This is a genomic window from Pseudomonas sp. TE21435, from assembly GCF_056279265.1.
Window position 1 is genome coordinate 4,759,776 of sequence record NZ_JBWBQZ010000001.1, and the last position, 17,066, is coordinate 4,776,841.

Here is a 17,066-nt window from a genome sequence, read left to right on the forward strand (position 1 = left end):
ACATGACATTACCGCTGTTTCCCCTCAATACCGTGCTGTTCCCCGGTTGCCTGCTCGATCTGCAGATCTTCGAGGCGCGCTACCTGGACATGATCGGCCGTTGCATGAAGCAGGGTGAAGGCTTTGGCGTGGTATGCATCCTGGAAGGCGAGCAGGTGGGCAAGGCGGCGCCGGTGGTGGCGTCGGTCGGCTGCGAGGCGCTGATCCGCGACTTCGTGCAGCAGGACAACGGCCTGCTGGGCATCCGCGTAGAGGGCGTGCGGCGTTTTCGTGTCGAGCGCACCGAGGTGCAGAAGGACCAGTTGATGGTCGGCCAGGTGCAGTGGCTGTCGGAACTGGCGGATGGGCCGCTGCAGGAGCAGGACGATGACCTGCTGGCGCTGCTGCTGGCCCTGGGCGAACACCCGATGGTTGAGGCGCTGGACATGCCGCGTGACGTAGACGGGCGCCAATCGTTGGGCAACCAGCTGGCCTACCTGTTGCCGTTCATGGAGGAGGACAAGCTCGACTTGCTGGCAATCGATTCGCCACAGCTCAGGCTGGAGGCAATCCAGGCGTTGCTGGAGCGCATCCAGGGCGAATTGTTCGCCTGAACCATCCAGGCCCGCTCCGATGTTCGGTAGGAGCGGGCTGCCCAGTGATGGCCGTCAGTATTGGTAGCGCAGCAACGCCTTGGGCAGTGCGTGCAGGGCAAAGAATGTCAGCAACGCGATGCACGCAGGCAATACCAGCCACCATACCCGCTGCGGCAGCGCCGTGAGCGGCTGGCGATATTGCACCAAGGTCAGGCTCAGCGCGCACACGCAGCATGCCAGCAGCGCGCCAGCAAGGATATCGGTCGGCCAGTGCGCACCCAGGTATACCCGCGACAGCGCGATGGACAGGGCTGGAATGCACCCCAGTAGCACCCAGGTCAGGCGCATGCGCGGCGGCTGGCCGCGCCCAGCCAGCACCGCCAGCACCAGGAAGAAGGCGAACGATGCCGAGCTATGCCCGCTGGGCATGCTGTAGCTGGTCAGCGGGTCGGTCAACACCTCGGGGCGGGCGCGGGCGAACAGCCATTTCAGCGTGCCGTTGGCCAGGGCTGTACCGATCAGTGTCGCGCCGGCGAACAGCGCGTGGCGCCATTGCCGGGCCAGCAGCAACAGGCCCGTGAGCAAGCCACCGAGGAAGAACTGGGTACGGAAGTCGCCCAGGCGGGTGATCACCACCACGGCGCCGTCGATGGCCTGGCTGCGGTGCTCCTGCACCAGGGTCATCACGCCCTGGTCGAATTCGCTCAAATAGCGCCAGCCGATGAACAGTGCTGCTACCGCCAGGCCGCTGAGGGCGGCGATCAGGCGGGTGCCGTGGCGTTGATCGCGAATGCTGGTGCTCAGGCTCAGGCCGATCAGCACCGCCAGGGTGCCCATGACAATCCCCGCGTCCAGCCAGAAGCCTTCCGGCAGTGGCAGGCGCATCGCCGCGCCGGTGGCCCAGCCGGGCAGCAGGTAGGCCACCGACCAACCGGCGCCAGCCACCAGGCTGACCGCGATGAAGCGCGGCAGGGGCATATCGAACATGCCGGCGACCATCGGCAGCATCGGCCGCAGCGGGCCGATGAAGCGGCCGACCAGCAGGCTGGCGATACCATAGCGCTGGAAGTACGCCTCGGCGCTGCCAATCCACTCCGGGTGGCTGCGCAGCAACGGCAGGCGGCGGATGTTCTGGTGGAAGTACTTGCCGATGGCATAAGAGATCGCGTCGCCGAGCATGCCACCGAGGAAACCCAGCAATAGCGTTTCGCCCAGGCTGAAGGTGCCGCTGCCGGCCAGCACGGCGACGGCGAACAGCAGCACGGTGCCAGGCACGATGATGCCGGCGATGGCCAGGCATTCGACGCAGGCCACGAGGAAGATTGCCAGGCCCAGCCACTGAGGGTTGGCGCCAAGCCAGGTGGTCAGGCTGTCCAGCCATTGGCCCATGGTTCAGTTTCCTTGTTCAAGCATGAAGAAATCTTGCCCTTCGACCTGGCCGCGCCGCAGCGGGTTTCGGGTGCAGAAACGCGCGAATTCGGCGTCTACGAAGCGATAGGGCAGGTGTTCGTCGCGGCCATGGGGAATGCCCAGGCGCGTGGTCTTGATCACCCGGGGTACCTCGATGCCGCAGTCCTCGACGTACAGGCGCTCAGGGTCGAAGCGCCGGGCATCCCAGTGCGGTACCTTCAGGCCCATGGCGCGGCACAACAGAGTCTGGCCGTTGCACAGGCGCTCGGGCGGGCGCAGCCCGCCGCTGGCGTCGGGATTGTTCAGTTGCATCCGGGCCAGGCTGTTGGCATCGGAAATGGCGTCGGTCCAGGGGTAGGCGGACTTGATCAGCACCGCGTTGCCCGGGCCCTGGGCGCTGAAGTTCAGCGAATCGCCACCGCGGGCGTAGTACATGTAGATATGCCCGCCATCGAGGAACAGCGCCTTGCGCTTCTCGGTGAAGCCCAGTGACGCGTGGCTGCCCTTGTCGGTGAGGTAGTAGGCCTCGGTCTCGATGATGCGCGCCGCCAGCCAGAGGTCGCCCTGGCGGTGACGGATGACCTTGCCCAGCAGGTCGCGGGCGAGGGTCTGCGCATCGCGATCGAAGAAACTGTCGGGCAGGGCGCGGGCCGGGCAGGGGGCTGGGGCGGACATACGGGCGGTTCGTGGCTGTGAAGGCGGGGATGATAGCAATGAATGGCTTAATCGAGGCTGAATCAGATTGACCCCACTACGGGGCACGCCCGCTCCCGCGTCAAAGCCTGGACGGCGCGCCGGGCGTGGCAGCGGGCCTGCCCCGCGATCATGGCGAAGTAATTTTCGATACGGGTGGTTACATCTTTCCTACGTATTGGCGGCAGCCATTTTCTACCATCCGCCACCCGCCGCTGGGCGTACCCGAGCGCTCCAGTTATAATCAGCCGATTTCCCCTTTGCCAAGACACCGAACCCATGACCGAGTCCGTTCTTGACTACATGACCCGCCTGGGTCGCGCCGCCCGTGAGGCCTCGCGGGTGATCGGCCGTGCCAGCACCGCGCAGAAGAACCGCGCCCTGCAGGCCGCCGCCGACGCTCTCGACGCGGCCCGCGACGCGCTCACCGCAGCCAACGAACAGGACCTGGCCAATGGCCGTAAGAACGGCCTGGAACCCGCGCTGCTCGAGCGCCTGGCGCTGACCCCGGCGCGCATCGACGGCATGATCACCGGCCTACGCCAGGTGGCCAGCCTGCCGGACCCGGTCGGTGCCCTCCGCGACATGAGCTACCGCCCGTCGGGGATCCAGGTCGGCAAGATGCGCGTGCCGCTGGGAGTGATTGGGATCATCTACGAGTCGCGCCCCAACGTGACCATCGACGCCGCCAGCCTGTGCCTGAAGTCGGGCAACGCCACCATCCTGCGTGGCGGCTCCGAAGCCATCCATTCCAACCGTGCCATCGCCACCTGCATCCAGCGGGGCCTGGCCGAGGCCGGCCTGCCGCCGGCAGTGGTGCAGGTGGTCGAGACCACCGACCGCGAAGCCGTGGGCGCGCTGATCAGCATGCCGGAATTCGTCGATGTCATCGTGCCCCGTGGCGGCCGCGGCCTGATCGAACGCATCAGCCGCGATGCCCGGGTACCGGTGATCAAGCACCTGGACGGTATCTGCCACATCTTCGTCGATGCCCACGCCGATCTGGACAAGGCCTGGCGCGTTGCCTTCAACGCCAAGACCTACCGTTACGGTATCTGCGGCGCCATGGAGACGCTGCTGGTGGACCAGTCGGTGGCCGAGCGCTTCCTGCCGGAAATGGCCCGCCGTTTCCAGGACAAGGGCGTCGAGCTGCGCGGTTGCGAGCGCACCCGGGCGTTCATCGCCGCCAAGCCAGCCAGCGAAGACGACTGGCACACTGAATACCTCGACGCGATCCTGTCGATTCGCGTTGTCGACGGCCTGGAGCAGGCCATCGAGCACATCAACCATTACGGCTCGCACCACACCGATTCGATCATCACCGAGCACCAGGGCCAGGCCCGGCGCTTCATGGCCGAGGTCGACTCGGCATCGGTCATGCTCAACACCCCGACCTGCTTCGCCGACGGCTTCGAATACGGCCTGGGCGCGGAAATCGGTATCTCCACCGACAAGTTGCATGCCCGCGGCCCGGTCGGCCTGGAAGGCCTGACCTGCGAGAAGTACGTGGTGATCGGCGATGGCCAGCTGCGCGGCCAGGAGCCGTGCTGAGTTGAGCAACCCTGTCGCAGTCCGGCGCGTCGGCATTCTCGGCGGCACCTTCGACCCGGTGCATATCGGTCACCTGCGCAGTGCGCTGGAAGTGGCCGAATTCATGTGCCTGGACGAACTGCGCCTGCTGCCCAACGCCCGGCCGCCTCACCGCGACACCCCGCAGGTGGCCGCGCAGGATCGCCTGGCCATGGTGCGCGGCGCCGTGCAGGGTGTCGAGCGCCTGAGCGTGGACGCCCGCGAGCTGGCCCGCGACAAGCCGTCGTACACCATCGACACACTGGAGTCGATCCGCGGCGAACTGAGCGCGCACGACCAGTTGTTCCTGGTGCTGGGCTGGGACGCATTCTGCGGCCTGCCCAGCTGGCATCGCTGGGAAGAGCTGCTGCAACACTGTCACATCCTGGTGCTGCAACGCCCGGATGCCGATGTCGAACCCCCTGACGAGCTGCGCAACCTGTTGGCGGCGCGCTCGGAGAGCGATCCCACCGCCATGTCCGGCCCGGCGGGGCACATTTCGTTCGTCTGGCAGACTCCGCTTGCGGTGTCCGCCACGCAAATCCGACAGCTGCTGGCCAGCGGCAAGTCGGTGCGGTTCCTGGTGCCGGACGCAGTACTGGCCTATATCGAGGCACACGACCTGTATCGTGTGTCCAACTGACGGCGCCAGTGGGCGCCTCATCCAACGAGTTGAACGAGTTTTATATGAGCAAGCAGAAAATCAATGGCATCAGTGGCGAAGAGCTGGTCAAACTGACCATCACGGCTCTGGAGGACGTCAAGGCCCAGGACATCCAGGTCATCGACGTGCGTGAGAAGCACAGCCTGACCGACTACATGATCATTGCCACCGGTACCTCCAACCGCCAGATCAACGCGATGCTGGAAAAGGTCCGTGAAGCGGTCAAGAAACAAGGCGCACAGCCGCTGGGTGAAGAAGGCAAGGGCGACAGCGACTGGGTGCTGCTGGACCTGAACGACGTCATCGTGCACATGATGACTGCCGCTGCCCGCCAGTTCTACGACCTGGAGCGCCTGTGGTTGGGCGCCGAGCAGAGCCGTGCCGCCGATGCCAAGCACCACAGCCCGGAAAACGCCAGCGACTACTTCACCGACAAGCTCAAAGACCGGGAATAAGGAAGCGCCGTGCGTCTGCGTCTGATCGCGGTCGGCTCGCGCATGCCCAAGTGGGTCGAGGAAGGCTGGCATGAATATGCCAAGCGCCTGCCCCCCGAGCTTGCGCTGGAGCTGGTGGAAATCCCGCTGAACACCCGCGGCAAGAACGCCGATGTCGCCCGCCTGATCCGTCAGGAGGGCGAGGCGATGCTGAGCAAGGTGCAGCCTGGGGAACGCATCGTCACCCTCGAGGTCCATGGCAAGCCCTGGAGTACCGAGCAACTGGCGGGCGAACTGGACCGTTGGCGCCTGGATGCGCGCACGGTCAACCTGATGGTGGGTGGCCCGGAAGGGCTGGCGCCGGAAGTCTGCGCGCGCAGCGAACAGCGCTGGTCGCTGTCGCCGCTGACGTTGCCGCACCCGTTGGTAAGGATACTCATCGGCGAGCAGATCTACCGCGCCTGGACCGTGTTGTCCGGGCATCCCTACCACAAATGAACCTGTAAGCCTGTCCGATGCCGCAGCAGATCCGCCTCAAGGACCACGAGAAAGACGCCCGCCTGGTGCGCAACCGCGTCGTCGTGGGCGCCGTGGCGGTGGTGCTGCTCGTCTGCGTATTGATCGCCCGGCTGTATTACCTGCAGGTCATCCAGTACGACTATCACTCGACGCTGTCGGAGAACAACCGGGTGCATGTGCAGCCGATCCCGCCGACCCGCGGGCTGATCTTCGACCGCAACGGTGTGGTGGTGGCCGACAACCGCCCCAGCTTCAGCCTGGTGATGACCCGCGAGCGCGCCGGCAATGCTGGCAAGTGGCAGGAAGTGCTGGACGTGATCGTCGAGGTGCTCGAGCTTACCCCTGACGACCGTGCCCTGTTCGAGAAACGCATGAAGCAGGGGCGCAGGCCATTCGAGCCGGTGCCGATCCTGTTCGAGCTCAACGAAGAACAGATTGCCCGCATCGCGGTCAACCAGTTCCGTCTGCCTGGTGTGGAAGTGGCCGCGCAGCTGGTCCGCCACTATCCCCAGGGCGCGCACTTCGCCCATTCGGTGGGCTATGTCGGGCGGATCAACGAGAAGGAGCTCAAGACACTCGACCCGGTGAACTACAGCGGCACCCACCATATCGGCAAGACCGGCATCGAGCGCTTCTACGAAGACGAACTGCATGGCCAAGTGGGCTATGAGGAAGTCGAGACCAACGCTCGGGGGCGCGTACTGCGGGTGCTCAAGCGTACCGATCCGAAGCCGGGCAAGGATATTGTCCTGAGCCTCGACATCAAGCTGCAGGAAGCCGCCGAGCAGGCGTTGGGCGGGCGCCGTGGCGCCATCGTCGCCCTCGATCCGCGCACCGGCGAAGTGCTGGCGATGGTCAGCCAGCCGAGTTTCGACCCCAATCTATTCGTCACCGGCATCGGCTTCAAGGCTTACGCCGAACTGCGCGACTCGATCGACCGGCCGCTGTTCAACCGCGTGCTGCGCGGCCTCTACCCGCCGGGCTCGACCATCAAGCCTGCGGTGGCGATCGCCGGGCTCGACAGTGGCGTGGTGACGGCGGGCAGCCGGGTGTTCGACCCGGGTTACTACCAACTGCCCAACTACGATCACAAATATCGCAACTGGAACCGCAGCGGTGATGGCTGGGTTGATCTGGATGTGGCGATCATGCGGTCAAACGACACGTACTTCTACGACCTCGCGCACAAGATGGGCATCGACCGGCTGTCCAGCTACATGAACAAGTTCGGTATCGGGCAGAAAGTCGCCCTGGACATGTTCGAGGAGTCGCCCGGCTTGATGCCGTCCCGCGAATGGAAGCGCGCCACCCGCCGCCAGGCCTGGTTCCCCGGCGAAACCCTGATTCTCGGCATTGGCCAGGGCTACATGCAGACCACGCCGCTGCAACTGGCCCAGGCCACCGCGCTGATCGCCAACAAAGGCGTGTGGAACCGCCCGCACCTGGCCAAGACCATAGAAGGCCAGCCACCGGTGGACGAGAACCCCATGGAAAACATTGTTCTGCGCGATAAGTCCGACTGGGCCCGGGTCACCCACGGCATGGAGCAGGTGATGCATGGCGCCCGCGGGACCGCCCGCAAGGCCGCCATCGGCTCGCAGTACCGCATCGCCGGGAAGAGCGGTACCGCCCAGGTGGTGGCGATCAAGCAGGGCGAGAAGTACGACCGCAACAAACTCCAGGAACGACACCGCGACCATGCCCTGTTTGTCGCCTTCGCCCCGGCCGACGACCCCAGGATCGTGGTCTCGGTGATGGTCGAGAACGGCGAGTCCGGCTCCGGTGTCGCTGCCCCCGTGGTACGTCAGGTCATGGATGCCTGGCTGCTTGACGAGAATGGCCGGCTCAAGCCCGAGTTCGCCCCTGCTACAGTCGCCCAGGAATCGGCCCCGTGAAGAACAACTTCGACCGCATGCTCTCCAGCGAGGACGTGATGCGCAGGCGCGCCAGCTTCCTGCAGCGCATCCATATCGACGGCCCCTTGCTGCTTATCCTGCTGACGCTCGCCGCCGGCAGCCTGTTCGTGCTGTATTCGGCCAGCGGCAAGAACTGGGACCTGCTGATGAAGCAGGCCAGCTCGTTCGGCATCGGGCTGGTGTCAATGTTCATCATCGCCCAGCTCGAGCCGCGCTTCATGGCGCGTTGGGTGCCACTGGCCTACCTGGCAGGGGTGTTCCTGTTGATCGTGGTGGACGTGATGGGCCACAACGCCATGGGCGCGACGCGATGGATCAATATTCCCGGGGTGATCCGCTTCCAGCCCTCGGAATTCATGAAGATCATCATGCCGGCGACCATCGCCTGGTACCTGTCCAAACGCACCTTGCCGCCACACCTCAAGCATGTGGCGATCAGCCTGATCCTGATCGGCATGCCGTTCATCCTCATCGTGCGTCAGCCCGACCTGGGTACGGCGTTGCTGATCCTGGCCTCGGGAGCGTTCGTGCTGTTCATGGGGGGGCTGCGCTGGCGCTGGATCGTCAGTGTGATCGCGGCGGCGGTGCCGGTGGCGGTGGCGATGTGGTTCTTCGTCATGCATGACTACCAGAAGCAGCGCGTACTGACCTTCCTCGACCCGGAAAGCGACCCGCTGGGTACCGGCTGGAACATCATCCAGTCGAAGGCGGCGATCGGTTCGGGCGGTGTGTTCGGCAAGGGCTGGCTGCTGGGTACCCAGTCGCACCTGGACTTCCTGCCCGAGAGCCACACCGACTTCATCATCGCCGTGCTCGGCGAGGAGTTCGGCCTGGTCGGCATCTGCCTGCTGCTGCTGATCTACATCCTGTTGATCGGTCGCGGGCTGATGATCACCGCCCAGGCCCAGACCCTGTTCGGCAAGCTGCTCGCGGGCAGCCTGACCATGACCTTCTTTGTTTATGTGTTCGTCAATATCGGTATGGTCAGCGGCCTTCTGCCCGTGGTGGGCGTGCCGCTGCCCTTTATCAGCTATGGCGGAACTTCGTTGGTGACGCTGCTGTCAGCGTTTGGCGTTCTGATGTCGATCCATACGCACCGCAAATGGATCGCACAGGTTTGAAAAAGGTGAAGAATTTCATGCAAGCAGTGCGTGGCTGGGCTGCCCGCCTGGCGCCGTGGTTCGGCGCGTTGGGTTTGCTCGGCGCAGTCCAGCAGGCCAATGCCGGTGACTATGACGGGTCGCCGCAAGTGGCCGAGTTCGTTGGCGAGATGACTCGCGACTATGGCTTTGCCGGCGAGCAGCTGATGGGTGTGTTCCGCGAGGTGCAGCGCAAGCAGGCGATCCTCGATGCGATCTCGCGGCCGGCCGAACGGGTCAAGCCGTGGAAGGAATACCGCCCGATGTTCATCACCGATGCGCGCATCGCCCGTGGTGTGGACTTCTGGCGCCAGCACGAGGCCGTGCTGGCCCGCGCCGAGCAGGAATACGGCGTGCCGGCGCAGGTGATTGTCTCGATCATCGGGGTGGAAACCTTCTTCGGCCGCAATACCGGCAACTATCGCGTCATCGACGCGCTGTCCACGCTGGGCTTCGATTACCCGCCACGCGCCGAATTCTTCCGCAAGGAGTTGCGCGAATTCCTTCTGCTGGCCCGCGAAGAGCAACTTGACCCGCTCACGCTCAAGGGCTCCTACGCCGGCGCCATGGGCCTGCCGCAGTTCATGCCGAGCAGCTTCCGTGCCTATGCCGTGGACTTCGACGGCGACGGGCACATCAATATCTGGAACAACCCGGACGATGCCATCGGCAGTGTCGCCAGCTACTTCAAGCGCCACGGCTGGGTGGCCGGGGAGCCTGTGGTCAGCCGCGCCAGCGTGCGTGGCGAGCGCGCCGACGAAGGCCTGACCAGCGGCATCGAGCCGGTGAAGACGGTCGCGCAGTTGCGGGCGCTGGGCTGGTCGAGTCATGATGCGCTGCGCGATGATCTGCCGGTCACCGCCTTCCGCCTGGAAGGTGAATACGGCCCTGAGTACTGGATGGGCCTGAAGAATTTCTACGCGATCACTCGCTACAACCGCAGCGTGATGTATGCCATGGCGGTGCATCAGCTTTCGGAACAGCTGGTTCTGGCACGGGGCGTCAAGTAAATGCGCGAACTCTTCACTGCAAATGCCGCAAAACTGCTGACCTGCGTCGCCGTCGGCCTGGTGCTGGCCAGTTGCTCGTCCAGTCGGCCCTCCACCCCGCAGAGCGGCAACACCGTGCGTGCGCAACCGGGCCTGGACATCAACCGTGCCCACAAGGATGGCGCGCCTTGGTGGGACGTGGACGTCAACAAGATCCCCGACGCCACCCCGACCGTGCACACCGGCAACTACAAGGCCAACCCGTACACGGTGCTGGGCAAGACCTACTACCCGATGCAGGATTCGCGCAACTACCGCGCCGAAGGCACAGCGTCGTGGTACGGCACCAAGTTCCATGGCCAGAACACCGCCAACGGCGAGCTCTATGACCTCTATGGCATGAGCGCGGCGCACAAGACCCTGCCGCTGCCGGCCTACGTGCGGGTGACCAATCTGGCCAACGGGCGCAGCGTGATCCTGAGGGTCAACGACCGTGGCCCGTTCTATTCCGACCGTATCATCGACCTGTCCTACGCTGCTGCGAAGAAGCTGGGCTATGCCGAAAGCGGCACCGCGCACGTGCGCGTCGAAGGCATCGACCCGCAGCAATGGTGGGCCCAGCGTGGCCAGCAGCCGCCGATGGTGCTCAAGGAGCCGCAGGTGGCCCAGGCCCAGCCGATCGCCGCCAGCACCGGACGCGTCGAGCAGTGGACCCCGCCGCCGCAGCAGCACGCGGCGCCGGTGGTGCCGGTGCAGGTGGGCGGCAACAATGTGCCGAACGCCAGCGGCGGCAGCATCCTGCAAGTGGGCGCGTTCGCCAACCCGGACGCCGCCGAATTGCTGCGCTCGAAGCTGAGCACCATGGTCAGCGCGCCGGTATTCATCAGCTCCGTCGTGCGCAACCAGCAGACCCTGCACCGTGTACGCCTGGGACCGATCAGCAGCCAGGGTGAGATCCAGCAGGCCCAGGACAGCATTCGCCTGGCCAATCTCGGTCAGGCCAAGGTGGTCACTGACTGATCGGTCGCTTCAGCTTCATCGCGGGGCAAGCCCGCTCCCACGTCAGGTGCTCCGAACGGCGTGGGAGCGGGCTTGCCCCGCGATGAACCGATACGCCGACCTGTCGGTTTGTTCATGAATTGCCGGGCAATGATATGTACAATGCCCGTTTTTGCCCGCAGCGGCATTACGCCGCACTTTTTGGGCCAGGCCACAGGCCATAAAACTAGACTGACGGGGCGCTGGGCAAATGAACTTGCCCACGGAACATCAGACCATTAGCGATTTACGAGAGACGGATGAACATCACCAACCTTGCCAAACGACTTTGCCTGCCTGTTCTGCTGCTGATCACCCCTGCTGCCTTCGCAGCGGAGCAGATGATGCCGGCACCACCGCAACTGGCCGCCAAGTCCTATGTACTCATGGACGCGTCCAGCGGCAACGTGCTGGTCGAGAACAACGGTGACGAGCGCCTGCCGCCAGCCAGCCTGACCAAGCTGATGACCGCCTACATCGCCACCCTGGACATCCGTCGTGGCCAGATTGGCGAGAACGACCCGGTGACCGTCAGCGAGAACGCCTGGCGCACCGGCGGTTCGCGCATGTTCATCAAGGTCGGCAGCCAGGTGACCGTCAGCGACCTGCTGCACGGCATCATCATCCAGTCCGGCAACGATGCATCGGTCGCCCTGTCCGAGCACATCGCCGGCAGCGAAGATGCCTTCGCCGACATGATGAACAAGACCGCCACCGACCTGGGCATGGCCAACAGCCACTTCATGAACCCCACCGGCCTGCCGAACCCGGAGCATTACTCCTCGGCCCACGACATGGCCCTGCTGGCGCGCGCGATCATCAACGAAGATCCTGCGCACTACGCCATCTATTCGCAGAAAGAGTTCTTCTGGAACAACATCAAGCAGCCTAACCGCAACCTGCTGCTGTGGCGCGACAAGACCGTCGACGGCCTGAAGACCGGCCACACCGACGAAGCCGGCTACTGCATGGTCGCCTCGGCCGTGCGTGACGGCCAGCGTCTGATCGCCGTGGTGTTTGGTACCAACAGCGAGCAATCGCGGGCCGCCGAGACCCAGAAGCTGCTGACTTACGGTTTCCGCTTCTTCGAAACCCAGACCTTCTACCAGAAAGGCACCGAGCTGACCCAAGCCCCGGTATGGAAAGGCGCGACCAACCAGGTGAAAGCCGGCCTGGCCAACGACCTGACCATGACCATGCCTAAAGGCCAATTGAAACGCCTCCAGGCTTCGATGACCATGAACCCGCAACTGACCGCGCCCATCGCCAAAGGTGACGTGATCGGCAAAGTGGAAGTCAAACTGGACGAGAAAGTGGTTCACAGTGCCGACCTCATCGCCCTTGACGGTGTCGAGGAAGCAGGTTTCTTCGGCCGTATGTGGGACAGCATCCGCCTGTTCTTCTACGGTTTGTTCAACTGATACGTGACTTGCACGCCCCCGTGAACCAGGCGGGGGCGCTGCTGCCACGGCTTACGAGGCCGTTTCCGCCATGAGCGAAGAAGACGTCAAGTCGCACAAGATCGAATTCCCCTGCGAGGATTACCCGATCAAGGTGATCGGTGACACCGTTGTCGGTTTCAAGGACACGGTAATCGAGATTCTCAGCAAGTACGCCAAGGTCGACCTCTCGACGCTGGCCGAACGCCAGAGCAAGGAAGGCAAGTACACCACGGTGCAACTGCATATCGTTGCCACCGGTGAGGACCAGTTGCACGACATCAACAGCGCCTTGCGCGCTACCGGCATCGTGAAAATGGTGCTGTGATGCCCGCTTGCCTCGGTTTTCGCGATCTTGGCCTGCAGCCCTATGAACCGGTGCTGGAGGCCATGCGTCGCTTTACCGAGCAGCGTGGCCCGGACAGCCTGGACGAAGTCTGGCTGGTCGAGCATCCTCCGGTGTTCACCCAAGGCCAGGCCGGCAAGGCCGAGCACCTGCTGATCCCCGGCGAGATACCAGTGGTGCAGACCGACCGCGGCGGCCAGGTCACCTACCATGGCCCCGGCCAGCTGGTGGCCTACCTGCTGCTGGACGTGCGCCGCCTGAGTATCGGCGTGCGCGAGCTGGTCAGCCGCATCGAGCAGACCCTCATCGACCTGCTCGCCAGCTATGGCGTGCAGGCGCTGGCCAAACCCGACGCCCCGGGCGTCTATGTCGATGGCGCGAAGATCGCGTCCCTTGGCCTTCGAATCCGCAATGGCCGTTCGTTCCACGGCCTTGCCCTGAACGTGGACATGGACCTTGCGCCATTCCGCCGAATCAACCCCTGTGGGTATGCGGGGCTGGCCATGACCCAGCTGCGCGACCTGGCAGGTCCGATCGAACTCATTGAGGTCAGGACAAGGCTGCGCGGACAGCTGGTCAAGCACCTCGACTATGCTGAGCAGACGACCCTGACGGGCGGAATCGACTGATTATGACAACTGTGCAAGAAGCCGTGCCGAACCTGATCCCGACGCAAGACGTCACCCCACGCCCTGCTCCTAAAAAAGTGGAAGCCGGCGTGAAGTTGCGTGGGGCCGACAAAGTGGCACGTATCCCGGTGAAGATCATCCCCACCGAAGAGCTGCTGAAAAAACCCGACTGGATTCGCGTGCGCATACCGGTTTCCCCGGAAGTCGACCGCATCAAGCAACTGCTGCGCAAGCACAAGCTGCACAGCGTATGCGAAGAAGCCTCCTGCCCGAACCTGGGTGAGTGCTTCTCTGGCGGTACCGCCACCTTCATGATCATGGGCGACATCTGCACCCGCCGCTGCCCGTTCTGCGACGTCGGTCACGGCCGGCCGAAGCCGCTGGATGTCGACGAGCCGAAGAACCTGGCCGTGGCCATCGCCGATCTGCGCCTCAAGTACGTGGTGATCACCTCGGTGGACCGCGACGACCTGCGTGATGGCGGTGCCCAGCACTTCGCCGACTGCATCCGCGAGATCCGCGCGCTGTCGCCGGGCGTGCAACTGGAAACCCTGGTGCCGGACTACCGCGGCCGTATGGACGTGGCGCTGGAAATCACCGCGCAAACCCCGCCGGACGTGTTCAACCACAACCTCGAGACCGTGCCGCGCCTGTACAAGGCCGCACGCCCGGGCTCGGACTACGACTGGTCGCTGGACCTGCTGCAGAAGTTCAAGCAGATGGTCCCGCACGTACCGACCAAGTCCGGCCTGATGTTGGGCCTGGGCGAGACCGACGAGGAGGTCATCGAGGTGATGCACCGCATGCGCGAGCACGATATCGACATGCTCACCCTCGGCCAGTACCTGCAGCCGTCGCGCAACCACTTGCCGGTACAGCGCTTCGTGCACCCGGACACCTTCGCCTGGTTCGCCGAGGAAGGTTACAAGATGGGCTTCAAGAACGTCGCCTCCGGTCCTCTGGTACGCTCGTCGTACCATGCCGACCAGCAGGCTCACGAAGCCAAGATCAAGCTCTGAGTCGGGCTTGAGCGGGATATGCCGATGCGCGCCGGAAGGCGGCATCGGCATTTTTTTTGAGCTGCATGTTTCAAGCGACGAGCTGCAAGGAGTGGCGCGATGAATTGCCTGGAGACCGCTGAACCCCTGTTGCCCAAGGCACTGCCTGGCAACGCCCGTTTCGCCATCATCGCCCCGGCTGGCCCGGCGCGGCTGGATACCGACAAGGCTCGCCAATGGTTCGCGAAGCGTGGCCACCAGTGCCGGATCTACCCCGGGGTGCTGCAGGCGGACGGCTACCTGGCGGGCAGCGACGAGCAGCGCCTGCGAGACCTGCATGACGCGTTCCGCGCCCCGGACATCGACGCGATCCTGTGCATGCGCGGTGGCTACGGCAGCATGCGCCTGCTGGACCGTATCGACTTCGACTTGATCCGCCGTCACCCCAAGCCACTGGTGGGCTACAGCGATATCACCGCGTTGCATACGGCGATCAACCGGCATGCGGGGTTGGTGACCTTCCATGGGGCGATGCTCAATGCCGACTTGCTGGGAGCGAAGCCGGAGCCGACCGTGCGCTCATTGTTCGACCTGCTTGGCGGGCAGGTGGTGGCGGGGGACGAGATTGCCCATCCGGCGGATTTTGCGCTGACCGGAGTCATTCCCGGAGTGGCCAGTGGCAGGTTGGTTGGCGGCAACCTTTCCGTGCTTGGGGCAACATTGGCGACCTTGGGCGAAGTCGATACCCAGGGCAGCATCCTGTTCATCGAGGACGTCAACGAGCCGCTCTATCGTGTCGACCGCCTGCTAACCCAATTGCGCCTGGCCGGCAAGCTGGAGGGTGTGCGTGGCGTACTGGTGGGGGATTTTGCCGGTATCACGGTCGCGGCCATGACGCCCTTGCTGTTGGATACCTTCGGCCCGCTCGGGGTGCCGGTGCTGGCGGGGTGGCGCAGCGGGCATTGTGACCCGAATGTGTGCCTGCCGTTGGGGGCACGGGTAAGGCTCGACGCGGGAGAAAAGCGCCTGGTGCTCGAACAGGCCTTGTTCAAGGCCTGAAAAAGTTGGGGCCGTTTTTCGGCCCCAGTATTTGCTAGCGACGCAGGCTGTCGAGCAGCTTGTGCGTCGGATAACCATCCGCCGGCCAGCCCTGCGCCTGCTGCGCATTGCGAATGGCCTTGCGGGTATTGGCGCCGATGATCCCGTCGGGATTGCCCGCCTCATGGCCACTGGCGTTGAGCAAGGTCTGCAGCTCGATACGTTCGCTGCGGCTCAGCGGCAGGTCTTCTTTCGGCCAGCTGCCGGCAATGAACCCCCAACCGTAGAAGCGATCCCCCAGCAGGCTCACCGCCAGCGCGTAGGAGGACGAGTTGTTGTACTTGAGGATCGCGCGGAAGTTGTCCAGCACCAGGAACGCCGGCCCACGGGCACCGGCGGGCAGCAGCAGGGCAGCGGACAGCTGGTTGCTGCCTGCGGGCAATGCGGTGCCGGCGGGCAGTTTCACGCCCAGCTGCAACCATTCGCTGACGCTCTTGCGCTGGCTGCCATCGGCCAGCCACCAGTCGAAGCCGGCAGGTACCTGTACCTCGAAGCCCCAAGGCTGGCCACGCTTCCAGCCGGAGGCCTGCAGGTAGTGCGCGGTGGAGGCCAGCGCATCGGCGGTGCTGTTCCAAATGTCACGGCGACCATCACCGTCGAAATCCACCGCGTGGGTGAGGTAGGTGGTCGGGATGAACTGGGTCTGGCCCATGGCGCCGGCCCAGGAGCCGCGCATCGCGTCAGGCTGGATGTCGCCGTTTTGCAGGATCTGCAGGGCGGCGATCAGCTGGTCCTGGGCAAACTGGGGGCGGCGGCCTTCATAGGCCAGGGTGGCCAGCGAACGGATCACCGACTTGCTGCCCTGGAACTGGCCGAAGTTGCTCTCCATGCCCCACACCGAGACCAGCACCTGGCGGTCGACGCCGTAGCGTTGCTCGATGCGTGCCAGCAGCTCGGCATTCTGTTCGAGCAGTTTCTTGCCGTTGCGTACGCGCAGCGGCGACAGGGCACCGTCCAGGTATTCCCAGACCGGGCGGGTGAACTCCGGCTGGCTGCGGTCAGCCTTGATCACGTCCATGTCCGGGGTGACGCCGAGGAAGGCACGGTCGAACAGACTGGCGCTGATCCCGGCTTGCAGGGCTTGCTCGCGGAAACCGGCCTGCCATTGGGCGAAGGTCTGCAGGGGCTGGATTTCGCTGCTGCTATCGGGCGTGGTGCCGGGCAGCGTAACGACGGGTGCGGGCTGGGCGGGTGCCAGCGGCAGGGCATCGGCGGCGGTGGGTTTCTCGGCGCAGGCGACGAGCAGGATGAAGCTTGTGGCCGCGATCAGCTGGCGGGGTTGCCAGCGGAGAGTGAGACGAGAGGGCATGCACAGATCCAGAATTGCAGGTCAGGTGCCGACCATACCATGCCTGCGCATTTCATGCCTTTTCAGGCGGCCATAAAGCAGGAAGCCTCCCAATCTCTCGATTGGAAGGCTTCGCGGCGGTAGCTGCCTTTGCCTTTTCCTGCCTGTTCCTGGCGGCAGCGGAACAGCGGTTGGGCGATGATCGACTTGGCCTTGTTGGGACCGTGCTTTTTTTGCTTCTTGCTCATGGTGGATTCCCGGTCGGGGTGGATTGCGGGCGCACTGTAGGCCTGTAGCGCCATGTGAGCCAATTGATTGTGTT

Annotated in this window: 18 protein-coding genes; 14 read left to right on the top strand and 4 right to left on the bottom strand. The window is 64.4% G+C overall.

The window, feature by feature from the left end; all coding sequences use genetic code 11:
- The first annotated feature begins 2 nt into the window (after nt 1-2).
- Nucleotides 3-593, top strand: a complete 591-nt coding sequence (locus ACZ9C1_RS21570) for an LON peptidase substrate-binding domain-containing protein (RefSeq protein ID WP_102683789.1) — start codon at nt 3-5, stop codon at nt 591-593.
- Nucleotides 594-647: 54 nt separating this feature from the next.
- Here ACZ9C1_RS21570 and ACZ9C1_RS21575 read toward each other — a convergent pair whose 3' ends face one another.
- Nucleotides 648-1,964 (bottom strand): bifunctional DedA family/phosphatase PAP2 family protein, encoded by a 1,317-nt coding sequence (locus ACZ9C1_RS21575; protein WP_277502636.1) that lies wholly within the window; start codon nt 1,962-1,964, stop codon nt 648-650.
- Between the two features lie 3 nt (nt 1,965-1,967).
- Nucleotides 1,968-2,660, bottom strand: coding sequence for a DNA-3-methyladenine glycosylase (locus tag ACZ9C1_RS21580; RefSeq protein WP_102683787.1), 693 nt, complete (start codon nt 2,658-2,660; stop codon nt 1,968-1,970).
- A 297-nt stretch (nt 2,661-2,957) separates the two neighbouring features.
- Between ACZ9C1_RS21580 and ACZ9C1_RS21585 the strand changes: the two genes are divergently transcribed.
- The 13 genes from ACZ9C1_RS21585 (at nt 2,958) to ACZ9C1_RS21645 (ending at nt 15,417) form a co-directional block, all read left to right on the top strand.
- Entirely contained in the window at nt 2,958-4,229 is a 1,272-nt protein-coding gene (locus tag ACZ9C1_RS21585; RefSeq protein WP_111533149.1) for a glutamate-5-semialdehyde dehydrogenase, read from the top strand.
- Entirely contained in the window at nt 4,198-4,890 is a 693-nt protein-coding gene (gene nadD, locus ACZ9C1_RS21590; RefSeq protein WP_102683785.1) for a nicotinate-nucleotide adenylyltransferase, read from the top strand. Before ACZ9C1_RS21585 ends, nadD begins: the two co-directional genes overlap by 32 nt.
- Before the next feature lie 44 nt (nt 4,891-4,934).
- Nucleotides 4,935-5,366, top strand: coding sequence for a ribosome silencing factor (rsfS, locus tag ACZ9C1_RS21595; RefSeq protein ID WP_102683784.1), 432 nt, complete (start codon nt 4,935-4,937; stop codon nt 5,364-5,366).
- Nucleotides 5,367-5,375: 9 nt separating this feature from the next.
- Nucleotides 5,376-5,843 (top strand): 23S rRNA (pseudouridine(1915)-N(3))-methyltransferase RlmH, encoded by a 468-nt coding sequence (gene rlmH / locus ACZ9C1_RS21600; protein WP_023631106.1) that lies wholly within the window; start codon nt 5,376-5,378, stop codon nt 5,841-5,843.
- A gap of 17 nt (nt 5,844-5,860) precedes the next feature.
- Nucleotides 5,861-7,759: a penicillin-binding protein 2 gene (gene mrdA, locus ACZ9C1_RS21605; RefSeq protein WP_110703229.1), complete on the top strand. Its 1,899-nt coding sequence runs from the start codon at nt 5,861-5,863 to the stop codon at nt 7,757-7,759.
- A gap of 38 nt (nt 7,760-7,797) precedes the next feature.
- Nucleotides 7,798-8,901 carry a rod shape-determining protein RodA gene (gene rodA, locus ACZ9C1_RS21610; protein WP_177485983.1) on the top strand — a complete coding sequence of 368 codons (1,104 nt, stop codon included), beginning with the start codon at nt 7,798-7,800 and terminating at the stop codon, nt 8,899-8,901.
- A 17-nt stretch (nt 8,902-8,918) separates the two neighbouring features.
- Nucleotides 8,919-9,929, top strand: coding sequence for a lytic murein transglycosylase B (gene mltB / locus ACZ9C1_RS21615; protein ID WP_277502643.1), 1,011 nt, complete (start codon nt 8,919-8,921; stop codon nt 9,927-9,929).
- The gene (locus tag ACZ9C1_RS21620; protein WP_046857280.1) at nt 9,930-10,928 is read left to right on the top strand and encodes a septal ring lytic transglycosylase RlpA family protein; all 999 of its coding nucleotides are present in this window, start codon (nt 9,930-9,932) and stop codon (nt 10,926-10,928) included.
- A gap of 278 nt (nt 10,929-11,206) precedes the next feature.
- Nucleotides 11,207-12,367 carry a D-alanyl-D-alanine carboxypeptidase family protein gene (locus ACZ9C1_RS21625; protein ID WP_046857279.1) on the top strand — a complete coding sequence of 387 codons (1,161 nt, stop codon included), beginning with the start codon at nt 11,207-11,209 and terminating at the stop codon, nt 12,365-12,367.
- A 70-nt stretch (nt 12,368-12,437) separates the two neighbouring features.
- Nucleotides 12,438-12,713: a DUF493 domain-containing protein gene (locus ACZ9C1_RS21630; RefSeq protein WP_023630272.1), complete on the top strand. Its 276-nt coding sequence runs from the start codon at nt 12,438-12,440 to the stop codon at nt 12,711-12,713.
- Nucleotides 12,713-13,360 (top strand): lipoyl(octanoyl) transferase LipB, encoded by a 648-nt coding sequence (lipB, locus tag ACZ9C1_RS21635; RefSeq protein ID WP_102683781.1) that lies wholly within the window; start codon nt 12,713-12,715, stop codon nt 13,358-13,360. The genes ACZ9C1_RS21630 and lipB overlap by 1 nt, the downstream gene beginning before the upstream one ends.
- A gap of 2 nt (nt 13,361-13,362) precedes the next feature.
- Nucleotides 13,363-14,379, top strand: a complete 1,017-nt coding sequence (gene lipA / locus ACZ9C1_RS21640) for a lipoyl synthase (protein ID WP_476254357.1) — start codon at nt 13,363-13,365, stop codon at nt 14,377-14,379.
- 99 nt (nt 14,380-14,478) lie between these two features.
- On the top strand, nt 14,479-15,417 hold the full coding sequence (locus ACZ9C1_RS21645) for a S66 peptidase family protein (RefSeq protein ID WP_476254358.1): 939 nt from the start codon (nt 14,479-14,481) through the stop codon (nt 15,415-15,417).
- A 34-nt stretch (nt 15,418-15,451) separates the two neighbouring features.
- Here the strand turns inward: ACZ9C1_RS21645 and ACZ9C1_RS21650 are convergent, their stop codons facing one another.
- Together ACZ9C1_RS21650 and arfA are read right to left on the bottom strand one after the other, a co-directional pair.
- Nucleotides 15,452-16,765, bottom strand: coding sequence for a lytic murein transglycosylase (locus tag ACZ9C1_RS21650; protein WP_046857275.1), 1,314 nt, complete (start codon nt 16,763-16,765; stop codon nt 15,452-15,454).
- Nucleotides 16,766-16,827: 62 nt separating this feature from the next.
- Nucleotides 16,828-16,992 (bottom strand): alternative ribosome rescue factor ArfA, encoded by a 165-nt coding sequence (gene arfA / locus ACZ9C1_RS21655; protein ID WP_102684180.1) that lies wholly within the window; start codon nt 16,990-16,992, stop codon nt 16,828-16,830.
- Nucleotides 16,993-17,066: the final 74 nt, after the last annotated feature.

Coding starts and splice junctions, on each gene's coding strand:
- ACZ9C1_RS21570 (WP_102683789.1), top strand. CDS start 3: ATGACATTACCGCTGTTTCCCCTCAATACCGTGCTGTTCCCCGGTTGC.
- ACZ9C1_RS21575 (WP_277502636.1), bottom strand. CDS start 1,964: ATGGGCCAATGGCTGGACAGCCTGACCACCTGGCTTGGCGCCAACCCT.
- ACZ9C1_RS21580 (WP_102683787.1), bottom strand. CDS start 2,660: ATGTCCGCCCCAGCCCCCTGCCCGGCCCGCGCCCTGCCCGACAGTTTC.
- ACZ9C1_RS21585 (WP_111533149.1), top strand. CDS start 2,958: ATGACCGAGTCCGTTCTTGACTACATGACCCGCCTGGGTCGCGCCGCC.
- nadD (WP_102683785.1), top strand. CDS start 4,198: ATGGCCAGCTGCGCGGCCAGGAGCCGTGCTGAGTTGAGCAACCCTGTC.
- rsfS (WP_102683784.1), top strand. CDS start 4,935: ATGAGCAAGCAGAAAATCAATGGCATCAGTGGCGAAGAGCTGGTCAAA.
- mrdA (WP_110703229.1), top strand. CDS start 5,861: ATGCCGCAGCAGATCCGCCTCAAGGACCACGAGAAAGACGCCCGCCTG.
- rodA (WP_177485983.1), top strand. CDS start 7,798: ATGCGCAGGCGCGCCAGCTTCCTGCAGCGCATCCATATCGACGGCCCC.
- mltB (WP_277502643.1), top strand. CDS start 8,919: ATGCAAGCAGTGCGTGGCTGGGCTGCCCGCCTGGCGCCGTGGTTCGGC.
- ACZ9C1_RS21620 (WP_046857280.1), top strand. CDS start 9,930: ATGCGCGAACTCTTCACTGCAAATGCCGCAAAACTGCTGACCTGCGTC.
- ACZ9C1_RS21625 (WP_046857279.1), top strand. CDS start 11,207: ATGAACATCACCAACCTTGCCAAACGACTTTGCCTGCCTGTTCTGCTG.
- ACZ9C1_RS21630 (WP_023630272.1), top strand. CDS start 12,438: ATGAGCGAAGAAGACGTCAAGTCGCACAAGATCGAATTCCCCTGCGAG.
- lipB (WP_102683781.1), top strand. CDS start 12,713: ATGCCCGCTTGCCTCGGTTTTCGCGATCTTGGCCTGCAGCCCTATGAA.
- lipA (WP_476254357.1), top strand. CDS start 13,363: ATGACAACTGTGCAAGAAGCCGTGCCGAACCTGATCCCGACGCAAGAC.
- ACZ9C1_RS21645 (WP_476254358.1), top strand. CDS start 14,479: ATGAATTGCCTGGAGACCGCTGAACCCCTGTTGCCCAAGGCACTGCCT.
- ACZ9C1_RS21650 (WP_046857275.1), bottom strand. CDS start 16,765: ATGCCCTCTCGTCTCACTCTCCGCTGGCAACCCCGCCAGCTGATCGCG.
- arfA (WP_102684180.1), bottom strand. CDS start 16,992: ATGAGCAAGAAGCAAAAAAAGCACGGTCCCAACAAGGCCAAGTCGATC.